This is a genomic window from Ligilactobacillus sp. UO.C109, from assembly GCF_026847815.1.
GTDB classification, from domain to species: Bacteria; Bacillota; Bacilli; order Lactobacillales; family Lactobacillaceae; genus Ligilactobacillus; species Ligilactobacillus salivarius.
On sequence record NZ_JAPSFH010000027.1, the window covers coordinates 1 to 20057 of the forward strand.

Consider the following 20057-nt stretch of genomic DNA (forward strand, 5'->3'; position numbering starts at 1 on the left):
TTCCCATTCCGAACACAGAAGTTAAGCTTCGTAACGCCGAGAGTAGTTAGAGGAACGCCTCTTGCGAGGGTAGGAAGTCGCCGTGCAGTATGCGGAAGTAGTTCAGTGGTAGAATACCACCTTGCCATGGTGGGGGTCGCGGGTTCGAATCCCGTCTTCCGCTTATGTAGTAATGATGGCACGAAGGATACACCTGTTCCCATTCCGAACACAGAAGTTAAGCTTCGTAACGCCGAGAGTAGTTAGAGGAACGCCTCTTGCGAGGGTAGGAAATTGCTATATAGATTTAAGGAGCAGATATGCTCCTTTTTTTAATACCATAATATTTTAATTAGTAAATAATAAATATGCAAAAATATATTTTCATATTCATTAAAAAAATCTTTAAAATATTAAGGATATTGACCTTTTTATTAAGGTAACTTATAATTATATATGTCGTTATTTTTAATTTTATTCAAAATTAATTATAAAAAAGACAAAGTGATGTATAAAAAATTACATCACTTAAGTTTGGAGGAATTTAATTTATGAATTCAGAATCAATGGACAAAGCTTTCTTTGGTCATCCTCGTGGATTATCAACTTTGTTCTTTACTGAAATGTGGGAACGGTTTAGTTACTATGGTATGCGTGCTATTTTACTATTCTATATGTACTATTCCGTATCCGATGGTGGTCTAGGAATTGATAAGACCACAGCTGCTTCTATCATGGCTATATATGGATCGCTTGTATACTTATCTAGTGTTATTGGTGGTTTCATAAGTGATAGAATTTTAGGAAGTCGCCGTACAGTATTTATCGGTGGTGTATTAATAATGCTAGGTCATATTGCATTATCAACACCATATGGTAAGGGAGCTTTGCTCTTATCAATTATCTTGATTGTTTTGGGTACTGGCTTATTAAAACCTAATGTATCAGAAATGGTTGGTAGTTTGTATTCTTCAAATGACCCTCGTAGAGATGCTGGGTTTAATATTTTTGTTTTTGGTATTAACGTTGGTGCCTTGGTTTCACCAATTGTTGTTGGGCAATTAGGATTTAACGTTAACTTCCATTTAGGTTTTTCTTTAGCAGCTATTGGTATGTTCTTTGGTTTATTACAATATTGGTTAGATGGTAGAAAATACTTATCAAAAGATAGTTTATATCCTACAGATCCAATTGAATCTGATGAATTAAAAGGTTTACTTACAAAAACAGTTATTGGTATTGCTGCAATTGCATTAATATTAATAATTATGAATTTATTGAATGCACTAAATATTACTAATATTATCAATTTAATTTCTATTATTGCTGTATTAATTCCAATTTACTATTTTGTGTTAATGCTAAGTAGTAGAAAAATAACTAAGGTAGAACGTTCACGTGTATTGGCATATATACCTTTATTCATTGCCTCAGTTTTATTCTGGTCAATTGAAGAACAAGGTTCAGTTGTTTTAGCTTTATTTGCTGGTGAACAAACAAGATTATCATTGTTTGGATTCCACTTTGCACCTAGTTTATTCCAAAGTATGAATCCATTATTCATTATCATCTACGTACCATTCTTTGCATGGTTATGGGTAAAATTAGGAAGCAAACAACCATCATCACCAATGAAATTCTCAATAGGTTTATTCTTCGCAGGGTTATCATTTATGTGGATGATGTTACCAGGAATGTTATTTGGAACTGATAAGTTAGTTAGCCCATTCTGGTTGATTATTAGTTGGGCTTTAGTAATCATTGGTGAAATGAATATCTCACCAATTGGATTATCAGTAACTACTAAATTGGCACCTAAAGCATTCCAATCACAAATGATGAGTATGTGGTTCTTAGGTGATGCTGCAGCACAAGCTATCAATGCACAAATAGTTAAATTGTATAGTCATGGTACAGAAGTTATGTATTATGGTGTAGTTGGTGCTATTACAATTGCATTTGGTATTATTTTGTTATTCTTTGTACCTAAGATTGAAAAGTTAATGTCAGGTGTTTTATAAAATTAGTTTAGAAGAGTCTAGTAAATATGCTAGACTTTTTTTTACTGGAATAAAAAAATTATTATTTTTTTTGAATATTCTCTTGCTTTTTTATCAAAAAACATGTATGATAATTAAGTCGGATATGTGATGTACATATTCAAGAAATATGGAAGGGTAGCGAAGTCTGGCTAAACGCGGCGGACTGTAAATCCGCTCCTTCGGGTTCGGTGGTTCGAATCCACTCCCTTCCACCATATTGGGGTATAGCCAAGCGGTAAGGCAACGGGTTTTGATCCCGTGATGCGCTGGTTCGAATCCAGCTACCCCAATTCTAGCGCAGATCATGTTGATGATTTGCGCTTTTTTATTACATTTATTATTACTGTAAAGCAAAGGATGGTTGAGATTATGAAGATTGGTTTCATAGGTGTAGGGAATATGGCAAAGGCCATAATTGAAGGTTTAATGAGTAAGGGTGTAGAAGCAAAGAATATTTTTATTCATAGTGCACATAAATCCAATTATGAAGTATATAGTCGAGAAACTGGAGTATCTGCTTGTGAAAGTAATAGTGAAGTTATTGAAAAATCAGATGTTGTTTTCTTAGCAGTAAAACCAATTGTAGTAGAAAAAGTATTAAAGGAAGTAAAAGATTCAGTTCTAACTCACAACCCAGTCCTAGTATCTGTTGTAACAGGTGTATCTGTAGCTGAGTTGGAGGATACACTAGGAAGTAAAGATGTAAAAATAGTAAGAACAATGCCTAACGTTAATGTAGAGATAGGTGAAGGAATGACAGCTTTACATAAGAATGATAATGTAAGTGATGAAGATTACCAACTTGTAAGAGAATTATTCGAAAAGATAGGCAAAGTTGCGGAAATTGAAGAAAAAGACTTTAGCACATTCGTAGCTTTAGCTGGAAGTTCTCCAGCCTTTGTATACTTCTTTATTGATAGTTTAGCACGTTCAGGTGTTAAATATGGATTAAATAAGCAAAAAGCAACTCAAATAGCTGCACAAGCTGTTTTAGGAAGTGCATTAAAAGTGTTGAAATCAGATAAAACACCATGGGAATTAGTAGATGATGTTTCCTCTCCTGGTGGAACAACAGTAGCTGGATTATTAGCAATGGAAGAAGCTGGGTTTATGACTTCTATTGTTAAAGGAGTAGATGCAACAATTTCAAAAGATAAAGGATAGAGAGGGGGATATAAGATGGTATCACCTGTTTATATACAGATTCATAATCAAATAAAAAAGGATATAGAAGCTGGCAAGTGGAAAATAGGAGAAAAGATTCCATCAGAAAGAGAATTAGCTGAAAATTTTTCTGTTAGTAGAATGACTTTACGTCAAGCTATTCAAACTTTAGTGGACGAAGGAATCCTTGAGAGAAAAATTGGCTCAGGAACTTTTGTAGCAAGAAAAAAAGTTCAGGAAAAAATGTCTGGAATTACGAGTTTTACAGAAATTACAGAAGCTCAAGGAAAAGTACCAACTAGTAAAACCGTCTCTTATTTAATTACTATTCCCTCACTAAGTGAAAGTGAAAAATTGAATTTAGATGATAATCAGAAAGTCTTAAGGATGGAAAGAATTAGATTTGCTGATGATGTGCCTATTTGTTTTGAAGTGGCCACAGTACCATTAGAATTGGTAAAGGATTATGACAAAACTCAGATTACTTCATCTTTATATAGAACTCTAGAAGAAAATGGGTTAATTATTGGTCATGCTCAACAAACGGTATCTGCTATGTTAGCTTCAGAAAGAATAGCGGACTTTTTACAATTAAAGAAAGGTGATGCTATTTTAAGGTTAAGACAAGTTTCTTTCTTACAAGATGGAAGTCCTTTTGAGTATGTACGTACCCAATATGCAGGTGATAGGTACGAATTTTATTTAGAAAAATAGTGTAGCAATAAAATAATGGCTTAGAATCAATGTTGTGAGTAACATGATTTTAAGCCATTTTTAGTATACTAACTTATTTTTTTAAGAATTTTTCTCTGTATATGAGTAACATGTATTTAGGTAGAGCCATCATTCTAATTATTCGTTGAGGTTCTTGAAGAAGACGATAAAACCATTCTAAATGGTGTTTTTGCCAAAAAATTGGTGCACGTTTTGAGTATCCGGCTAGGACATCGAAACTACCACCGACTCCCATCCAAATAGAATCAGAAATATGGCGATACTTGTTAATAAAAAATTCTTGTTTAGGAAATCCTAGTGCTACCAAAATAATATCTGGGTTACTATTCTTTATTGTTTCGACAATATAGCTATCATCTTTAAAATAACCATTATTGATTCCAGCAACATGGATTCCTGGGTAAGTTTCCTTAATTTTTGAAGATAATGTCTGTGCAACTTCAGGTTTAGCACCTAAAAAATAAATTTTTTTATGTTCTTGATTTGCCCAAGAAAGTAGTGAAAGCATAGTATCATAACCTGTAACTCTTTCAGGAAGAGGCTTTTTAAGAATTTTAGCTCCTTTAATAATTCCAATACCATCAGCTACAACATAGTCTGCAGAGTTTATAATATTAGCATATTCTTTATCTTTTCTAGCAGCAAGTACAATCTCAGGATTAGCAGTAACTACAAAACGATTCAAGTGAAGATTAGAGTCAATTTTTAATTGATCTACAAACTGCTTGTTAGTTATTGGCAGAAAATTAATTCCTAAGATATTTACGAGTTTTGATTTATTAAACATAGAATCCTCTTTCAAATAAAATTTAAATTAATTATACAATATTTTTAGACGATATTTACTAAAAGTGATAAAATAAAAGTTAAATTAGTAATTCGTACATTTTGTATGAAAATATAACCCAGTTCATAGTAACTGAGGAGGACATAGAGTTATGAAAAAAACATTACCAGATGATAGTTATACTTTACATACTGATTTGTATCAATTAAATATGATTGAGACATATTGGAGAAGGGGTATTGACCAGAAAAAAGCAATTTTTGAAGTTTTCTTTAGAGATTTGCCTTTTGATAATGGTTATGCTATTTTTGCTGGTTTGGAACGACTTGTTTCCTATATCAATAAGTTGAAATTTACTGAGACAGATTTGGAATACTTACGGGATGAAGTTGGTTACAAAGATGATTTTATTGATTATCTTAGAAATTTCAAATTTACTGCTACAATTCGTTCTGTTGTTGAAGGAGAAGTCGTTTTTAACAAAGAACCATTAATTCAAGTTGAGGGTCCTTTGGTAGATTGTCAGTTAGTTGAGACTGCTATTTTAAATATTGTAAATTATCAAACTTTGATAGCAACTAAAGCTGCTAGAATTCGTTCTGTAGTTGGAAATGATGCTTTAATGGAATTTGGTACTAGACGTGCTCAAGAACTAGATGCAGCCATCTGGGGAACAAGAGCAGCTTATATTGGTGGTTTTGATGCTACAAGTAATGTACGTGCAGGAAAGATTTTTGGTATTCCTGCTAGTGGTACCCATGCTCATGCACTCGTACAAGCATATCGTAATGATTATGAAGCATTTAAAGCATATGCAACTACACATAAAGATTGTGTATTCTTAGTAGATACATATGATACATTGAAGAGTGGTGTTCCAAATGCTATCAGAGTCGCTAAAGAAATGGGCGATAAGATTAATTTCTTAGGTGTAAGAATAGACTCTGGTGACATGGCTTATATATCTAAACGTGTGCGCGAACAATTAGATGAAGCAGGATTTAAAGATGCTAAAATATATGCTTCAAATGACCTAGATGAAAAAACAATCATGAACTTGAAAATGCAAGGTGCTAAGATTAGTGTTTGGGGTGTAGGTACTAAGTTAATAACAGCTTATGACCAACCAGCCTTAGGTGCGGTATATAAGATGGTAGCCATTGAAGATGAAAATGGTGAAATGGAAGATACTATTAAGATTTCAAGTAATGCTAGCAAGGTTTCTACACCTGGTCGTAAGCAAGTATGGAGAATTAATAAGAAGGCTGATGGAAAGTCTGAAGGAGATTACGTTGCTTTATGGTATGAAGATCCACGTAATGAAGAAGAATTATACATGTTCCATCCTCAATATACTTACATTAACAAGAAAGTCAAAGATTTTACTGCAAGACCTTTATTAAAAGATATTTTTGTTGATGGTGAACAAGTATATGACTTGCCATCCTTGAATGAAATTAAACAATATGCCCATGAAAGATTGGATAGTTTGTGGGAAGAATATCGTCGAGAATTGAATCCACAAGAATATCCTGTTGATTTATCTAAAGATTGTTATGATAATAAGATGAAGATAATCCATGATATTCATGAAAAAATTAATAGTGGTAAAATTTAAAAGAGAAGAAGGTTTAATTATGCGCCCTTTACAAGAGAGAATTATCAATGAATTGAAAGTAAAGCCAGAAATTAATGCGGAAGAAGAAATTCGTCGTTCAGTAGATTTTCTAAAAGATTATTTGAAAAAACATCCATTTCTAAAAGCATTAGTGTTGGGAATATCTGGTGGACAAGATTCTACCTTAGCTGGAAAGTTATCTCAAATGGCGATTTCTGAATTGCGTGAAGAAACAGGCGACGATGTTTATCAATTTATTGCTGTACGATTACCTTATGGAGATCAAGCTGATGAACAAGATGCTATGGATGCAATTGAATTTATGCAAGCTGATAAGACTGTTAGAGTAAATATAAAACAAGCAGCTGATGCAATGGTTCAAAGTATCGAAGAAAATGGACTTGAAATTAGTGACTTTAATAAGGGTAATATTAAGGCACGTGAAAGAATGATTGCTCAATATGGAATTGCTGGTGCTGTTTCAGGAGCAGTGGTAGGTACAGATCATGCAGCTGAAGCAATTACAGGTTTCTATACTAAGTATGGTGATGGTGGTGCAGATATTACTCCACTTTGGCGTTTAGATAAACGTCAAGGAAGAGCGATGTTAGAATTATTGAATGCACCTGAACATTTATACAAGAAAGTTCCAACTGCTGATTTGGAAGAAGATAGACCAGCCTTACCTGATGAAGTTGCCTTAGGTGTTACTTATAACGATATTGATGATTATCTAGAGGGTAAAGAAGTAGCTGATAATGTAGCAGAAAAAATTGAAAATTGGTTCTTAAAAACAGAACATAAACGTCATATGCCAATTAATGTATACGATACATTTTGGAAATAGATGTTTTTTAAAAGTTAGGTAAGTTCTAAGACAAGCCTAACTTTTTTATTATGAGAAAGGAAAGTATCGATGGATAAAAAAGTTTTAAAATTAACTAATGCTGAATTAAAGTATAATCCTAAAAAAATAGAAAAAGTAATTGAATTGCTAGAAGAAGGAAATACTATTCCTTTTATAGCTAGATATAGAAAAGAACTAACTGGAAGTTTAGATGAAGTCCAATTAAGAGAAATCCAAGTAACTTATCAAAGAAATGAAAAGATAGAAACACGTAAGAGTGAAGTTCTTAAGAAAATTTCAGAACAGAATAAACTTACAGAAGATATAAGAAATAAAATAAATAATGCAAGTACTCTTCAAGAGGTCGAAGATATTTATTTACCTTATAAGAAGAAAAGAAAAACTAAAGCACAAAAGGCAGTTGCAAATGGATTAGAACCATTAGCTAAGTGGTTATTGAGAGTAAATAGCGATGCTCCAATGGTAGAAGCTAAGAAGTATCTTAATAAAGAAGTACCTGATGAAGAAGTTGCCTTAAATGGTGCTGTTGATATTTTAGCAGAAGCATTTGGTGAAGAAGCACAATTAAGAGATTGGATGCGAAAGCAAATGTCTAGAAAAGGAGTATTAATTGCTAAGGAAAAAGATAGTAAGAAAGATGAAAATGGTACCTATGAAGATTACTATGATTTCGAACAAGTAGTGTCTAAATTAACATCATATCGAATTCTAGCAATTAACCGCGGTGAAAAAGAAGGAATTTTACGAGTAAAAATAAGTACAGATGACGATTATGCGCTAAGATATTTACATTCTAGAATAATTGGTAGTAAGAAAAGTACAAGTAATGACTATGTAGAAATGGCATATACTGAAGCGTATAAAAAATTTATCAAACCTGCCATTGAAAGAGAGCTTCGAGCAACTTTAACTGAAAAAGCTGAAAATGAGGCTATTAAAGTTTTTGGTGAGAATTTGTACAATTTATTAATGCAAGCTCCTTTGAAAAATAAAATTATTTTAGGAATGGATCCAGCATTTAGAACTGGTTGTAAATTAGCGATTATTGATGAGACTGGGAAATTTTTAGTTAAAGATGTGATTTATCCACATGAAAAGCATAAAGGCGAGAAACCAAATCCTGAATTAAGAAAAGAAGCTGCTGAAAAATTAGAGACATTGATAAATAGATATAATGTTGACATGATAGCAATTGGGAATGGTACAGCAAGTCGAGAATCAGAAAAATTTGTAGCAGAAGTTTTAAAGAAGATAGATAAAGAAGTATATTACGTAATTGTAAATGAATCAGGAGCTTCTGTATATTCAGCAAGTGAAATAGCAAGAGATGAATTCCCGAATTTTAACGTAGAAGAACGTTCGGCTGTAAGTATAGCTCGAAGATTGCAAGATCCTTTAGCAGAATTAATAAAGATTAATCCTGAATCAATTGGTGTGGGACAATACCAGCATGATTTACCACAAAAGCAACTAGATAGCGAAGTTGAAGCGACTGTTGAAACTGCAGTTAATAAAGTTGGTGTGAATTTGAATACAGCTAGTATCCAATTACTAACCTATATTTCTGGATTGAATAAAACAACAGCTCAAAATATTATTCTTTATCGTGAAGAAAATGGAAAATTTCAAAATCGAAAAGAGTTAAAAAAGGTTCCTAGATTAGGTCCTAAAGCTTATGAGCAGGCGGCAGGCTTTTTAAGGATTATTGATGGGAATGAGTCTCTAGATAATACAGATATACATCCAGAAAGTTACACGCTAGCAGAAAAATTGATAAAGGATCTAGGTATTACTAAAGAAGATATGGGTACTAACACTATAAACGATAAGTTAGCGAAATTTAATGTTGAAAGATATGCAATAGATAATGAATTAGAAGTAATAACTGTTAAAGATATTGTAAAAAGTTTGATGAAACCAGGGCGCGATGGTCGAGAAAGTATGCCAATGCCTTTATTGAAATCAGATATTTTAAAAATAGAAGATTTAAAAGCAGGAATGCAACTAGAGGGTACGGTAAGAAATGTTGTTGACTTTGGGGCATTCGTTGATATTGGTGTAAAACAAGATGGACTAGTGCATTTATCAAAATTAAGTAAGAAATATGTTTCTAATCCACGAGATATAGTTGCGGTAGGACAGATAGTTACTGTTTGGGTTGAAGATGTTGATTTAAACAGAAAGAGAATTCAATTAACAATGGTAAATCCAAATGAATAATAGAGAACTATTAGAACTAACTCGAAAAATTTCTAATTCTTATTTTAATAGAGAATTTAAGCACGAAATAAAGTTTAATAGTAGGTTGAGGACAACTGGGGGACGGTATTTTTTAAGTAATCATAATATAGATATTAATCCTAGGATGTTAACAGAATGTGATATGGATACTTTGATAGGTGTCATTAAACACGAACTATGCCATTATCATCTCCATATTAATGGTTATGGGCATCAGCATAGGGATAAAAATTTTAAAATATTATTGAAAAAAGTTGGAGGTTTAAGATATGCTCCAACTTTAAAGGCAAGCTATAAAAATATTTATGTTTGCCAAAATTGTGGAAAAAAGTATTATCGACAAAGAAAAATAAATACTAGCAAATATGTATGTTCTCATTGTCACGGGAAATTAAAATTAATTGAATAAGCACTTGCTAAATAGGGTTAAACTTGATATAATTATCTCTGTTGTCGCGGGTATGGCGGAATTGGCAGACGCGTCAGACTAAGGATCTGGTGGGCATTATTGCCCGTGATGGTTCGAATCCATTTACCCGCATACAGAGGTGAGCATAGGAGTCTATATTGGCTACTATGCTTTTTTATTTTATAATATATTTTGATGACTAAAAATAAAGTGAGGTTCTTTATGAATAAGGGAATAAAAATGGTATCTATAGCAGGTTACCTACCTGATAATGTTGTGACAAATGATGACTTGAGCAAAATTATGGAAACATCTGATGAGTGGATTCAAAGTCATACAGGTATTAAGCAAAGGTACTATGCTTTTAATGAAAATACGTCAGATTTAGCTACTGAAGTAGGAAAAAAACTTCTAGAAAGAGCAAATCTTAAGTCAGAGGACATAGATTTATTAATAGTATCAACTATCTCTCCAGATGCAATTACACCATCTACAGCAGCTATTGTAGAGAAAAAGTTAAATTTAAAGTCAGCTTTTGCCTTTGATATTTCTGCAGCTTGTGCTGGGTTCATCTATGCTTTAAGTACAGCCCATAAATTTTTAGTTTCAGGTTTATATCGTCGAGCAATGGTAATTAGTGCTGAAACAAATTCTAAAATGATGGATTTTAAGGATAGGACATCAGCTGTTTTCTTTGGCGATGGTGCTGCTGGAATGATTGTAGAGGCGACTGATGATGAAAAAGAAAACATTTATTTATCTGAGAAATTGGTTACGGTAGGAAATGAGGAAGTTATTCATAGTGGTAGAATTGCTCCTCTTAAAGAAATATCTAGTGATAATTATCCAAGTATGGATGCTTTTTATCAGAATGGGAGAGAAGTTTATAATTTTGTAACAACAGATATAGTTAAGCATATTAAGGGATTTTTAGAGACAAATAAAGTAAACTCCAAAGATTTGTCGTATGTTGTAACTCATCAGGCTAATTTACGATTGATAGAAATTATATCAAAAGAGATTGAAGTTCCTCTAAATAGGGTGGCAACTGATGTTAAGGAATGTGGTAATACTTCTTCTGTTGGAATACCATTAGCCTTGGCTAGAAAGTTTGAGGATGAAAATATAACAGGTAAGGTTCTATTAACAGGTTTTGGTGCTGGTTTAGCTTATGGATCTATTCTTTTAGAATTTGGTGAATAATTGATGATAATTGTATGTTATACTATTCATTAATTAAGGATAGAGAAAGAGTGATTAGATGGCAGTATTTTTCCAGAGTATCTCCGGTGTATTAGTAATCTTGGTAATGATTGCTGTGGGATATTTTTTAGAGCAAAAGGGATGGTTTGATGATAAATCAACCAAATTAATTGCTAAAATCGTTACCCAAGTATCATTACCTTGTTATATGTTGGGGACAATTGTTAGTAAATTTTCAGCTAAAGAATTATTACGAATGATACCTGATTTGAGATTCCCGGTAATTTCGATGTTAATTTTGATGGGAATTGCTTTTGCCGTTGTTCATATTTTTAAAATCCAGGATAAACATGCGGGTTTATTTACTTCAATGTTTTTTAACTCTAATACAGTTTTTGTAGGTTTACCGATTAATATGGCCTTATTTGGTAATAAAAGTATCCCCTATGTATTAATTTATTATATGGCTAATACAACATTTTTTTGGACAATTGGTACTTACTTAATCCAAAGAGATGGTGATAAGAAAACAGCTTTTAATTTAAAAAGAACATTAGGTAAAATATTTTCACCTCCATTGTTGGGATTTATAGTTGGGGTTATCTTTGTATTGTTAAAAGTGAAATTACCGACATTTGTTAACTCAGATTTATTATATCTAGGTAATTTGACAATACCATTGTCTATGATTTTTATCGGTATTTCAATTTCTAAAGCAGGACTTAATAGAATCTCTATTGGAAAAGATAATCTTTTGTTGTTATTAGGGAGATTTATTTTAGCTCCTCTAATGATGTACATACTAGTTACACCTACTAATATTCCTTTGTTAATGAAGCAAGTATTTATTTTACAAGCAGCGATGCCAGTTATGACGAATGCTCCTGTTGTAGCTAACTTATATGGAGCAGATTCGGAATATGCAGCTGTAATGGTTACAGAAACCACGTTAACATCATTAATTGTTGTTCCAATATTGATGGTAATAACGCAAAATATCTGATAGATAAGAGAGTGATGAATTTTGGTTAAGCTTGTATTGCTTAGACATGGGGAAAGTACGGCTAATGAGGCAAATATTTATACTGGTTGGTCAGATGTTCCATTGACAATTAAAGGTTGTGAACAAGCTAAAGTTGCAGGAAAAAAATTAAAAGAAGAAAATATTACTTTTACTAAAGCTCATACTTCTTTGTTAGAGAGAGCTATAAAAACGGGAATGATTGTATTAGATGAAATTAATCAGTCATGGATACCACTTGAAAAGACTTGGAGATTAAACGAACGTCATTATGGAGCATTGAGGGGATTAAATAAAGAATTTACAAAGCGTAAATATGGAAAACACCAAGTTGCTTTATGGAGACGATCGTTTGATACCGTTCCTCCTATGTTGGATGAAAGGATAGAAGAACCTAAATATAAGAAATATCCTTCTACAATTATTCCACGTGCAGAAAGTTTAAAGGATGCTTACAATCGAATACTACCATATTGGGTTGATGAGATAGCACCTGAGTTATTACATGGAAATAATCAAATTGTGATTGCTCATGGAAGTACGTTAAGAGCAATGATTAAATATATTGAAAATATTAGCGATGAAGGAATTGATGGCGTAGAAGTTGCTAATGCTGAACCAATTATTTATGAATTAGATAATAAACTTCGAGTAATCTCAAAGAAAATATTAAAATAAAAAATTAACGTGAATATTGAATATAGTTGACTAATTTTTTGTTGTTAGGAAAAAAGCTCTATGAGGAACCAGTAGTTTTCATAGAGCTTTTTATACTTAGAAATACAAAAAGACAACTTCATTAGAATATGAAGTTGCCCTAGTATTAACGATAATTAAAATTCTTCAATTAATGACGAGGAATTTCTTCGAAAATGCTATAGAATTGAGATTTAGCAGAGTAGTCAGCCATATAGACACCATTTAAACCAGCTCTTTGTCCCAAGATGCCAATATCAGCAATTAATTTTTCTTCATTAGTTGGAAAGTGAATTCGTCCAGCTAAAGCTACACTACGAATGTAATTAACCAATCGATTAAGTAATGCTTCAGGATTTTTAGTTTCAGGTAATTTACGATAAACCTGTGCTAAAACATCAATAATATCTAACAATTCAGATTGTTTTTTTCATAATTATTGAGTATCCCTAATAATTCTTTGATATCAGTTTGTGCTTGATTAATAAGTTTTGTTCTTTCCATAATCATACTATACCTCGTTTACAGTGAAATAGCAGTTGCTGTAGTTAATCCACAGCCTTTATGTTTGTATGTGATATTATTGCTAAATCACTTTTATTTATCTCTATATTAATGATAAGAGATAGAATTAAAAATATGTAATAAGGTGATTAAAAAGCAATCACCTTAGTTGTTGTCAAATAATTTCTTAAATGACTATTTAAGTTAAACTAAGCTAATGAACCCATTGGATCCCATGGAGCTAAGACTTTAGGTTCTTCAGTAAGAACTTTTTGTAATTCTTCAGGTAAGAATTTCTTGTTTACAACAACTTGATAACAATATTCTTCCATCCAGTTATTACTCATAACGAAGAATCCTTTAGTACCAACTTTATCTCCCCATGAGTTTTCAACTTTCCATTTAGTTGGAGTGCCATTAACTAGATCTACACCAGTTAATACCATAGCGTGAGTCATTAAACTTTCACTATAATCTAAGCGTTCAGCTTTAGACATTGAAAAGTCAACATCGAATAGTTCATCTTTGTGATACAATTCAGTATCCATGATACCTTTCTTACGATCAGATTCTTGACCAACATCACAACCAAACCAAACACTTTCACCAGATTCAAGTTGCTTAATTGCTACTTGACGGAAGGTGTTCATATCAACGTTTAAATGTCTTACTTCACGTTCGCCTAGGACATTACCAAGCATTTCGATAGTGTACATATGATTATATGGCTTGTCATCAGTAGGTGCGTTAATAATTGATACATAGTCGTCAAGATTCCAATTTACGTATTTTTCAAAGAAAGTTTGAGGAGTTAAATCTTGATCGATATGATAGTTATTATCAGAATCACGATATTCAAAGTCAAATTTAACAGGTGGTTCACCCAATGTATAAACTAAGATACGATAAATTTCAGCAAGTTTCTTTTCTTTGAAAGAAGCGACTTCTTCAGAACTAGCGTTACTATTAACTAATTCACGTAAATCAACAGCATCTTTACGTAATTTTAGATTAAGAGTAGAATTTAATTCATTTGATTTTGAAGAGTTATAACTTTCAGGCATTACACTCTTAGGAACTACACCATATTTTCTGATAATTGCAGTAATCATATCCCATTGACCACCATCTTGTTGAGGTGTTGTCATTAACCAAGATACTTTACGATCAGAAGTTGGAAGAGAAGCTGTTTTAATAACATTTTCATAGAAATAATTGGATTTTTCTAGCTTATCCCAGAAAAATGTATAACTTTGAGATAGTTCAAAGTCCTTAGCTACACCAAAACGATTCTTTAAATCATGGCGCATAGTATTAAGAGCAGCAAACATCCAGCAACGGCCAGATTGTTTTTGGTTTGCTACATCTCCTGTATCAAGATCAATTGAAAAGACAGGATCCATATTAACTTCAGAGTGGAAATCAGCACTTGTAGCTAAAATTCCGTTTTTAGAAACTGCACGTTCTAAAACTCTGGATTTTGGATCATCTTCAATTAATTGATGAAATTTTGATAATTGTTCACTGCTAATTGCTTCAGACACAGTGATCACCCTCCTTAAGATAAGTTAATTTAATTGTAAGACAGTTTAGCTAAAAGATAAATAATAATGTTAGAAAAAAATTAGAAAATTATTTTTTAGCTAATAAATCTGCATACTCAGGATGCTTTTGCATAAATTTATTAGTGTATGTGCAAAGTGGTAATAATTTTTTACCTTCTTCTTGGACTCTTGTAATAAATGTAGTGGTAATTTTACCTGCAATTCCTTGACCTCTGTAAGCATCGCTAACCCATGTTCGTTCAACAACGTATGTGTTGCCATCATCAATAGTTGAAAAACCAATTTCTGCGACTAGAGTATCACCATCATGAAGTGATAAAGTGTCATTATTCCATATATAGTTCATAAGAAACCCCTCCCAATGAAAGTATAGCACACGAAAAAATTTAAGATGGAATAAATTTATTAATTAAAATGAAATTTATTGTTAAATACGATAATTTTTAATAATTAATGGTATGATAAAATAGAAAGTATATTAGTTAGAGAGGATTAACAAGAATGAAAAGAGGATTTGAAGTAGTAAGTAAATATAAAGACCGTGGGGTAAAACTTCCAGTCAGAATGACAAAGAATGCTGCAGGATATGATTTTTTTGCTGCAGAAGATTTTTTATTACCTAGTATTTGGAAATTTAATTTTTTAAAAATTTTATATGCATTGCATAAACAAAAAAATATAACTGAAACAGAATTATTAGAAGGACAAAAATGTTTAAAACCTTTTCTAGTTCCTACTGGAATTAAGGCATACATGAAAGATGATGAGTTCTTAATGTTAGCTAATCGTTCTAGTAGTCCATTGAAAAGAAGTTTAATTCTACCTAATGGTGTGGGAATAATAGATGCTGATTATTATAATAATCCTAATAATGAGGGTGAAATTTTTGTACAATTAGTTAATTTTGGATTAAAAGATCAATTAATAAAAAAGGGTGATCGAATAGGTCAAGGTATATTCTTACCATATTTAGTAGCTGACAATGATGAAGGTGGAAAGGAAACTAGAACTGGTGGATTTGGATCTTCTGGAAAATAGTTTGGAAGGTGAATGTATTGGCGAAAACTAAGACAAGATATGTTTGTCAAAATTGTGAATATATCTCTCCACGCTATTTAGGACGCTGCCCTAATTGTGGTTCTTGGAATAGCTTGGTAGAGGAAATAGAGAAAAGGGAAAGTTCAACTAAAGCACAGCCTAGAGTTAGTATCTCTGGTACAACAGTGAAACCTAAATTAATTGATGATGTTTCTACTGTAGAAACTCCAAGATTTAAAACTAATTTAGAAGAATTGAATCGTGTTTTAGGTGGCGGAATCGTTCCAGGATCTTTAGTGTTAATTGGTGGAGATCCAGGTATTGGTAAGTCTACATTATTACTACAAGTTTCTGGGCAATTATCTACTCTCGGGAAAAAGGTTCTTTATGTTTCTGGAGAAGAAAGTGCAACTCAAATTAAATTACGTGCGGATCGTTTAGGAGTTCATGGAACTGAACTATATTTATATCCCGAAACAGATATGGATAGTATTAGAAAAAATATTGAACTTTTAAAGCCTGATTTTGTTGTAATCGATTCGGTGCAGACAATGCAGGAGCCAGAAATGACAGCCGCAGTTGGAAGTGTTTCTCAAATTAGGGAAGTAACTGGAGATTTGATGCAAATTGCGAAAACTAATGGAATAACTGTCTTTGTTGTAGGACATGTTACTAAAGGTGGAGCAATTGCAGGGCCTAAAATTTTAGAACACATGGTAGATACTGTTCTTTATTTTGAGGGAGATCAACATAGAACATTTAGAATTTTACGAGCTGTTAAAAATAGATTTGGTTCAACTAATGAAATTGGAATCTTTGAAATGAAAAATGGAGGATTAAGCGAAGTTGCTAATCCATCAGAGATTTTTCTAGAAGAAAGATTAAAAGGGGCTACGGGATCAGCAGTCGTTGCTTCGCTTGAAGGGACTAGGCCTATATTGGTAGAATTACAAGCACTAGTAACACCGACTGCATTTGGAAATGCTAAGCGAACAACAACTGGTTTAGATCATAATCGAGTTGCGTTACTGATGGCGGTACTTGAAAAAAGAGCGGGTTTGTTATTACAAAATCAGGATGCTTATTTGAAGGCCGCTGGTGGAGTGAAGTTAGATGAGCCAGCAATAGATTTAGCCATTGCTGTTAGTTTAGTTTCTAGTTATCGCGATGCAGAAACAAGACCAACTGACTGTTTTATAGGGGAAGTGGGATTAACTGGTGAAATAAGACGAGTTAATCGTATTGAACAGCGTGTTGTTGAGGCTGCTAAGCTAGGATTTAAGCGAGTATTTTTACCAAAGAACAACTTAGATGGTTGGATGCCTCCAAAAGAGATTGAAGTAGTAGGCGTAAGTACACTAAATCAAGCATTAAAACTAATTTTTAGTTAAAAATTGATAGAAAGGATGTGCTTAAATGCGAAAAAGAATCATAGGATTAATATTAGCTATTTTAGGTGTAGGTGCAGGATATACATTTCTACCAGAGCTATGGAGCTTGATAGGACTTGGAAGTAATCGCTGGTTAACTAATGGGTTGGTTAATGCTATTATTGGTTTGATTATTATGGAAATACTAGCGATTTTCTTAATAGATGCTATTGAGCGAGTAATCATAAAAATAGAGAAAAATTTGATTAGACAAAAGCCGGAAGTAATTATTTCAACGAGCTTGTCAATCACAGTGGGATTAATTGTAGCAGCTTTAATTTCAACGATATTTAATCGATCACATGTATTCTTCATCAATACCATTTTGCCGATTGTATTAATGATTTTATTAGGGTATCTGGGATATGTTGTTGGGAAAGAAGGCTTTGGAAATTTAAAGAGATTATTTAATTTACGACAAAGAAAAGTGGAAGATGATAAAACTCAGATTTTAGAAAGAAAAGTTGGCGAAAATTTCCACAAATACAAGTTGTTAGATACTAACATTTTGATAGATGGGAGAATTTATGATCTAGCAAAAACTGGTTTCATTGAAGGTACATTAGTAGTTCCTAATTTTGTATTATATGAACTTCAATATATTGCTGACTCAGGAGATAGTATTAAACGAGTTAGAGGACGTAGAGGTTTGGACATTCTAAATAAACTACGTTCAGAAAAAATTGTTCCTGTAAAAATGTATGAGGGAGATTTTGAAGATATAAAAGAAGTTGACAGTAAGCTTATAAAATTAGCAAAGGTTTTAGATGCAGTCATAGTAACAAATGATTACAATCTAAATAAAGTTAGTGAATTTCAAAATGTACAAGTTTTAAATGTAAATGCTTTGGCTAAATCATTAAAACCACGTGTTATTCCAGGGGAAAAATTAACCGTTACAGTTATAAAAAATGGTACAGAAAGACAACAAGGTGTTGCATACTTAGATGATGGAACAATGATAGTGGTTGAAGATGGACGTTATTACCTTAATAAACCTATTGAGGTAGAAGTAACTAGTGCATTGCAGACGGATGCTGGAAGAATGATTTTTGCAAAGCCAACACATTCTAAAAGAGAATTACGTGAGAAAAACTAAGAATAAATACCATGGAATAGTTTATTTTTTACAGTAATCATTGTAGAATGGTAAGAGTATGAGTTATGATATTATTCCTATAATCATAATGTTATTAATAGATAATTATTAAAGAAAGAAGTGCTTTAAAGTGGCAAAAAACAAGATACGTGTACGTTATGCTCCAAGTCCAACTGGACATTTGCATATTGGGAACGCAAGAACAGCTTTATTTAACTATTTATTTGCAAGACATAATAAAGGAACTTTTGTATTAAGAATCGAAGATACTGATACAAAGCGTAATATTGCAGATGGTGAAAAGAGCCAAATGGATAACTTGGAGTGGCTTGGTATTGATTGGGATGAAGGTCCTGATAAGCCAGGTAAGTACGGACCATATCGTCAATCTGAAAGAAAAGATATTTACAAGCCATTAATTCAAGAATTATTAGATAAAGATTTAGCTTATGAATCATTCATGACAGAGGAAGAATTACAAGCTCAACGTGAAGAACAAAAAGCTAGAGGAGAAGCTCCTCGTTATGTCTATGAATATGAAGGCATGTCTAAAGAAGAAATCAAGAAGGCTCAAGATGAAGCACGTGCTAAGGGATTAAAACCAGTTGTTCGTATTCGTGTGCCACACAACAAGACATACGAATGGGATGACATTGTAAAGGGAAAGATTAGCTTCTTATCTGACACAATTGGTGGAGATTTCGTTATTCAAAAACGTGATGGTATGCCTACATACAACTTTGCTGTTGTAGTAGACGATCATTTAATGGAAATTACTCATGTATTACGTGGGGATGATCATGTTGCTAATACACCAAAGCAATTAGTTGTATATGAAGCATTTGGTTGGAAAGCACCTGAATTTGGTCATATGTCCTTAATTATTAATACTGAAACTGGTAAGAAGTTAAGTAAACGTGACGAAACAGTGCTTCAATTTATAGAACAATATCGTGAACTAGGTTACTTACCTGATGCAATGTTTAACTTTATTACTTTATTAGGTTGGTCTCCTGTTGGCGAATCAGAAATCTTTAATAAACAAGAATTCATCAAGATGTTTGATGCAAAACGTTTGAGCAAATCTCCAGCAGCATTTGATGGTAAGAAATTAGAATGGATTAATAACCAATATGTAAAGGCTGCTAAAGAAGATGAAATTATGGATTCTTCATTACGTCAATTAATTAAGGCTGGTAAAGTACAAGCTGATCCAGATGCTTATACAATTGAATGGGCTAGAAAACTAATTAGTCTTTACAAACAACAAATGTCTTATACAGGACAAATTGTAGAAATGGCAGATGTATTCTTTAATGAACCACCTGTTTTAAGTGAAGATGCTAAAAAAGAATTAGCTGATGAATCAGCTGCAATTGTACTAAAAGAATTTGCTGAACGTGTTAAAGATTTACCAATCTTTGATGCTGTTGAAATTCAAAATACAATTCGTTCTATTCAAAAGGATACAAAAATTAAGGGACGTAAACTCTACATGCCTATCCGTATCGCAACAACACGCGAAATGCATGGCCCAGAATTGGCACCATCAATCGAATTATTAGGTCGTGAAAAGGCATTGAAACATCTAAAGCAAACTTTAGAAGAAATGAACTAATCGTGTAGATATAGTATAATTAAAATGAGACAAGGTTGAG

General features: G+C 32.6%; 17 protein-coding genes, 4 tRNA genes, 2 rRNA genes and 1 pseudogene. 20 read left to right on the plus strand and 4 right to left on the minus strand.

All coding sequences use genetic code 11. The features are described 5' to 3' along the window. The 8 genes from rrf (OZJ21_RS09850) to OZJ21_RS04250 form a co-directional block, all read left to right on the plus strand. Positions 1–86 (plus strand): 5S ribosomal RNA (rrf, locus tag OZJ21_RS09850); the annotation flags it as partial. Positions 87–91: 5 nt separating this feature from the next. Beyond that, a tRNA-Gly gene (locus OZJ21_RS04220) sits at positions 92–163 on the plus strand. Between the two features lie 2 nt (positions 164–165). Further along, a 5S ribosomal RNA gene (gene rrf, locus OZJ21_RS04225) occupies positions 166–282 on the plus strand. Positions 283–530: 248 nt separating this feature from the next. Further along, entirely contained in the window at positions 531–2000 is a 1470-nt protein-coding gene (locus tag OZJ21_RS04230) for a peptide MFS transporter (RefSeq protein WP_003700706.1), read from the plus strand. 150 nt (positions 2001–2150) lie between these two features. Next, positions 2151–2236: transfer RNA gene (locus OZJ21_RS04235), tRNA-Tyr, on the plus strand. Between the two features lie 3 nt (positions 2237–2239). Next, positions 2240–2311, plus strand: a tRNA-Gln gene (locus OZJ21_RS04240). A gap of 79 nt (positions 2312–2390) precedes the next feature. Then, a complete protein-coding gene (proC, locus tag OZJ21_RS04245; protein WP_201897560.1) occupies positions 2391–3185 on the plus strand; it encodes a pyrroline-5-carboxylate reductase in 795 nt (264 codons plus the stop codon). 15 nt (positions 3186–3200) lie between these two features. Next, entirely contained in the window at positions 3201–3899 is a 699-nt protein-coding gene (locus OZJ21_RS04250) for a GntR family transcriptional regulator (RefSeq protein ID WP_003702624.1), read from the plus strand. A gap of 73 nt (positions 3900–3972) precedes the next feature. On the opposite strand, the gene OZJ21_RS04255 is transcribed toward OZJ21_RS04250, so the two are convergent. Continuing rightward, entirely contained in the window at positions 3973–4707 is a 735-nt protein-coding gene (locus OZJ21_RS04255; RefSeq protein ID WP_268857499.1) for a WecB/TagA/CpsF family glycosyltransferase, read from the minus strand. A 151-nt stretch (positions 4708–4858) separates the two neighbouring features. On the opposite strand from OZJ21_RS04255, the gene OZJ21_RS04260 reads away from it, so the two are divergent. The 8 genes from OZJ21_RS04260 to OZJ21_RS04295 all read left to right on the plus strand — a co-directional run bounded on the left by OZJ21_RS04260 (position 4859) and on the right by OZJ21_RS04295 (position 12745). Continuing rightward, complete coding sequence (locus OZJ21_RS04260) at positions 4859–6325, plus strand: nicotinate phosphoribosyltransferase (protein WP_004564316.1); 1467 nt, start codon at positions 4859–4861, stop codon at positions 6323–6325. Positions 6326–6344: 19 nt separating this feature from the next. Further along, the gene (gene nadE / locus OZJ21_RS04265) at positions 6345–7172 is read left to right on the plus strand and encodes an ammonia-dependent NAD(+) synthetase (RefSeq protein ID WP_003710555.1); all 828 of its coding nucleotides are present in this window, start codon (positions 6345–6347) and stop codon (positions 7170–7172) included. Positions 7173–7241: 69 nt separating this feature from the next. Beyond that, positions 7242–9413, plus strand: coding sequence for a Tex family protein (locus tag OZJ21_RS04270; RefSeq protein WP_201897562.1), 2172 nt, complete (start codon positions 7242–7244; stop codon positions 9411–9413). Beyond that, on the plus strand, positions 9406–9843 hold the full coding sequence (locus OZJ21_RS04275; RefSeq protein WP_098183810.1) for a SprT family protein: 438 nt from the start codon (positions 9406–9408) through the stop codon (positions 9841–9843). The genes OZJ21_RS04270 and OZJ21_RS04275 overlap by 8 nt, the downstream gene beginning before the upstream one ends. A gap of 46 nt (positions 9844–9889) precedes the next feature. Beyond that, positions 9890–9975, plus strand: a tRNA-Leu gene (locus OZJ21_RS04280). A 90-nt stretch (positions 9976–10065) separates the two neighbouring features. Continuing rightward, positions 10066–11046, plus strand: a complete 981-nt coding sequence (locus OZJ21_RS04285) for a beta-ketoacyl-ACP synthase III (RefSeq protein ID WP_113895765.1) — start codon at positions 10066–10068, stop codon at positions 11044–11046. 58 nt (positions 11047–11104) lie between these two features. Next, on the plus strand, positions 11105–12049 hold the full coding sequence (locus OZJ21_RS04290) for an AEC family transporter (RefSeq protein WP_268857500.1): 945 nt from the start codon (positions 11105–11107) through the stop codon (positions 12047–12049). 21 nt (positions 12050–12070) lie between these two features. After that, the gene (locus OZJ21_RS04295; protein ID WP_003706506.1) at positions 12071–12745 is read left to right on the plus strand and encodes a 2,3-bisphosphoglycerate-dependent phosphoglycerate mutase; all 675 of its coding nucleotides are present in this window, start codon (positions 12071–12073) and stop codon (positions 12743–12745) included. Positions 12746–12914: 169 nt separating this feature from the next. Here OZJ21_RS04295 and OZJ21_RS04300 read toward each other — a convergent pair. The 3 genes and pseudogenes from OZJ21_RS04300 to OZJ21_RS04310 form a co-directional block, all read right to left on the minus strand. Continuing rightward, positions 12915–13273 (minus strand): annotated as a pseudogene (locus tag OZJ21_RS04300) (bacteriocin immunity protein). A 203-nt stretch (positions 13274–13476) separates the two neighbouring features. Then, complete coding sequence (locus OZJ21_RS04305; RefSeq protein ID WP_003706508.1) at positions 13477–14811, minus strand: aminopeptidase C; 1335 nt, start codon at positions 14809–14811, stop codon at positions 13477–13479. Between the two features lie 88 nt (positions 14812–14899). Continuing rightward, the gene (locus OZJ21_RS04310; RefSeq protein WP_003702618.1) at positions 14900–15178 is read right to left on the minus strand and encodes a GNAT family N-acetyltransferase; all 279 of its coding nucleotides are present in this window, start codon (positions 15176–15178) and stop codon (positions 14900–14902) included. A gap of 155 nt (positions 15179–15333) precedes the next feature. On the opposite strand from OZJ21_RS04310, the gene OZJ21_RS04315 reads away from it, so the two are divergent. The 4 genes from OZJ21_RS04315 to gltX all read left to right on the plus strand — a co-directional run bounded on the left by OZJ21_RS04315 (position 15334) and on the right by gltX (position 20017). After that, complete coding sequence (locus OZJ21_RS04315; RefSeq protein ID WP_014568595.1) at positions 15334–15870, plus strand: hypothetical protein; 537 nt, start codon at positions 15334–15336, stop codon at positions 15868–15870. A 17-nt stretch (positions 15871–15887) separates the two neighbouring features. Further along, positions 15888–17261 carry a DNA repair protein RadA gene (radA, locus tag OZJ21_RS04320; RefSeq protein WP_081538145.1) on the plus strand — a complete coding sequence of 458 codons (1374 nt, stop codon included), beginning with the start codon at positions 15888–15890 and terminating at the stop codon, positions 17259–17261. Positions 17262–17286: 25 nt separating this feature from the next. Continuing rightward, a complete protein-coding gene (locus tag OZJ21_RS04325; RefSeq protein WP_003706511.1) occupies positions 17287–18399 on the plus strand; it encodes a PIN/TRAM domain-containing protein in 1113 nt (370 codons plus the stop codon). Positions 18400–18529: 130 nt separating this feature from the next. Further along, a complete protein-coding gene (gene gltX, locus OZJ21_RS04330) occupies positions 18530–20017 on the plus strand; it encodes a glutamate--tRNA ligase (protein ID WP_003700687.1) in 1488 nt (495 codons plus the stop codon). Positions 20018–20057 lie beyond the last annotated feature (40 nt).

Coding starts and splice junctions, on each gene's coding strand:
- OZJ21_RS04285 (WP_113895765.1), top strand. CDS start 10,066: ATGAATAAGGGAATAAAAATGGTATCTATAGCAGGTTACCTACCTGAT.
- OZJ21_RS04255 (WP_268857499.1), bottom strand. CDS start 4,707: ATGTTTAATAAATCAAAACTCGTAAATATCTTAGGAATTAATTTTCTG.
- OZJ21_RS04315 (WP_014568595.1), top strand. CDS start 15,334: ATGAAAAGAGGATTTGAAGTAGTAAGTAAATATAAAGACCGTGGGGTA.
- OZJ21_RS04230 (WP_003700706.1), top strand. CDS start 531: ATGAATTCAGAATCAATGGACAAAGCTTTCTTTGGTCATCCTCGTGGA.
- OZJ21_RS04275 (WP_098183810.1), top strand. CDS start 9,406: ATGAATAATAGAGAACTATTAGAACTAACTCGAAAAATTTCTAATTCT.
- OZJ21_RS04270 (WP_201897562.1), top strand. CDS start 7,242: ATGGATAAAAAAGTTTTAAAATTAACTAATGCTGAATTAAAGTATAAT.
- OZJ21_RS04325 (WP_003706511.1), top strand. CDS start 17,287: ATGCGAAAAAGAATCATAGGATTAATATTAGCTATTTTAGGTGTAGGT.
- proC (WP_201897560.1), top strand. CDS start 2,391: ATGAAGATTGGTTTCATAGGTGTAGGGAATATGGCAAAGGCCATAATT.
- nadE (WP_003710555.1), top strand. CDS start 6,345: ATGCGCCCTTTACAAGAGAGAATTATCAATGAATTGAAAGTAAAGCCA.
- OZJ21_RS04260 (WP_004564316.1), top strand. CDS start 4,859: ATGAAAAAAACATTACCAGATGATAGTTATACTTTACATACTGATTTG.
- OZJ21_RS04290 (WP_268857500.1), top strand. CDS start 11,105: ATGGCAGTATTTTTCCAGAGTATCTCCGGTGTATTAGTAATCTTGGTA.
- OZJ21_RS04250 (WP_003702624.1), top strand. CDS start 3,201: ATGGTATCACCTGTTTATATACAGATTCATAATCAAATAAAAAAGGAT.
- OZJ21_RS04310 (WP_003702618.1), bottom strand. CDS start 15,178: ATGAACTATATATGGAATAATGACACTTTATCACTTCATGATGGTGAT.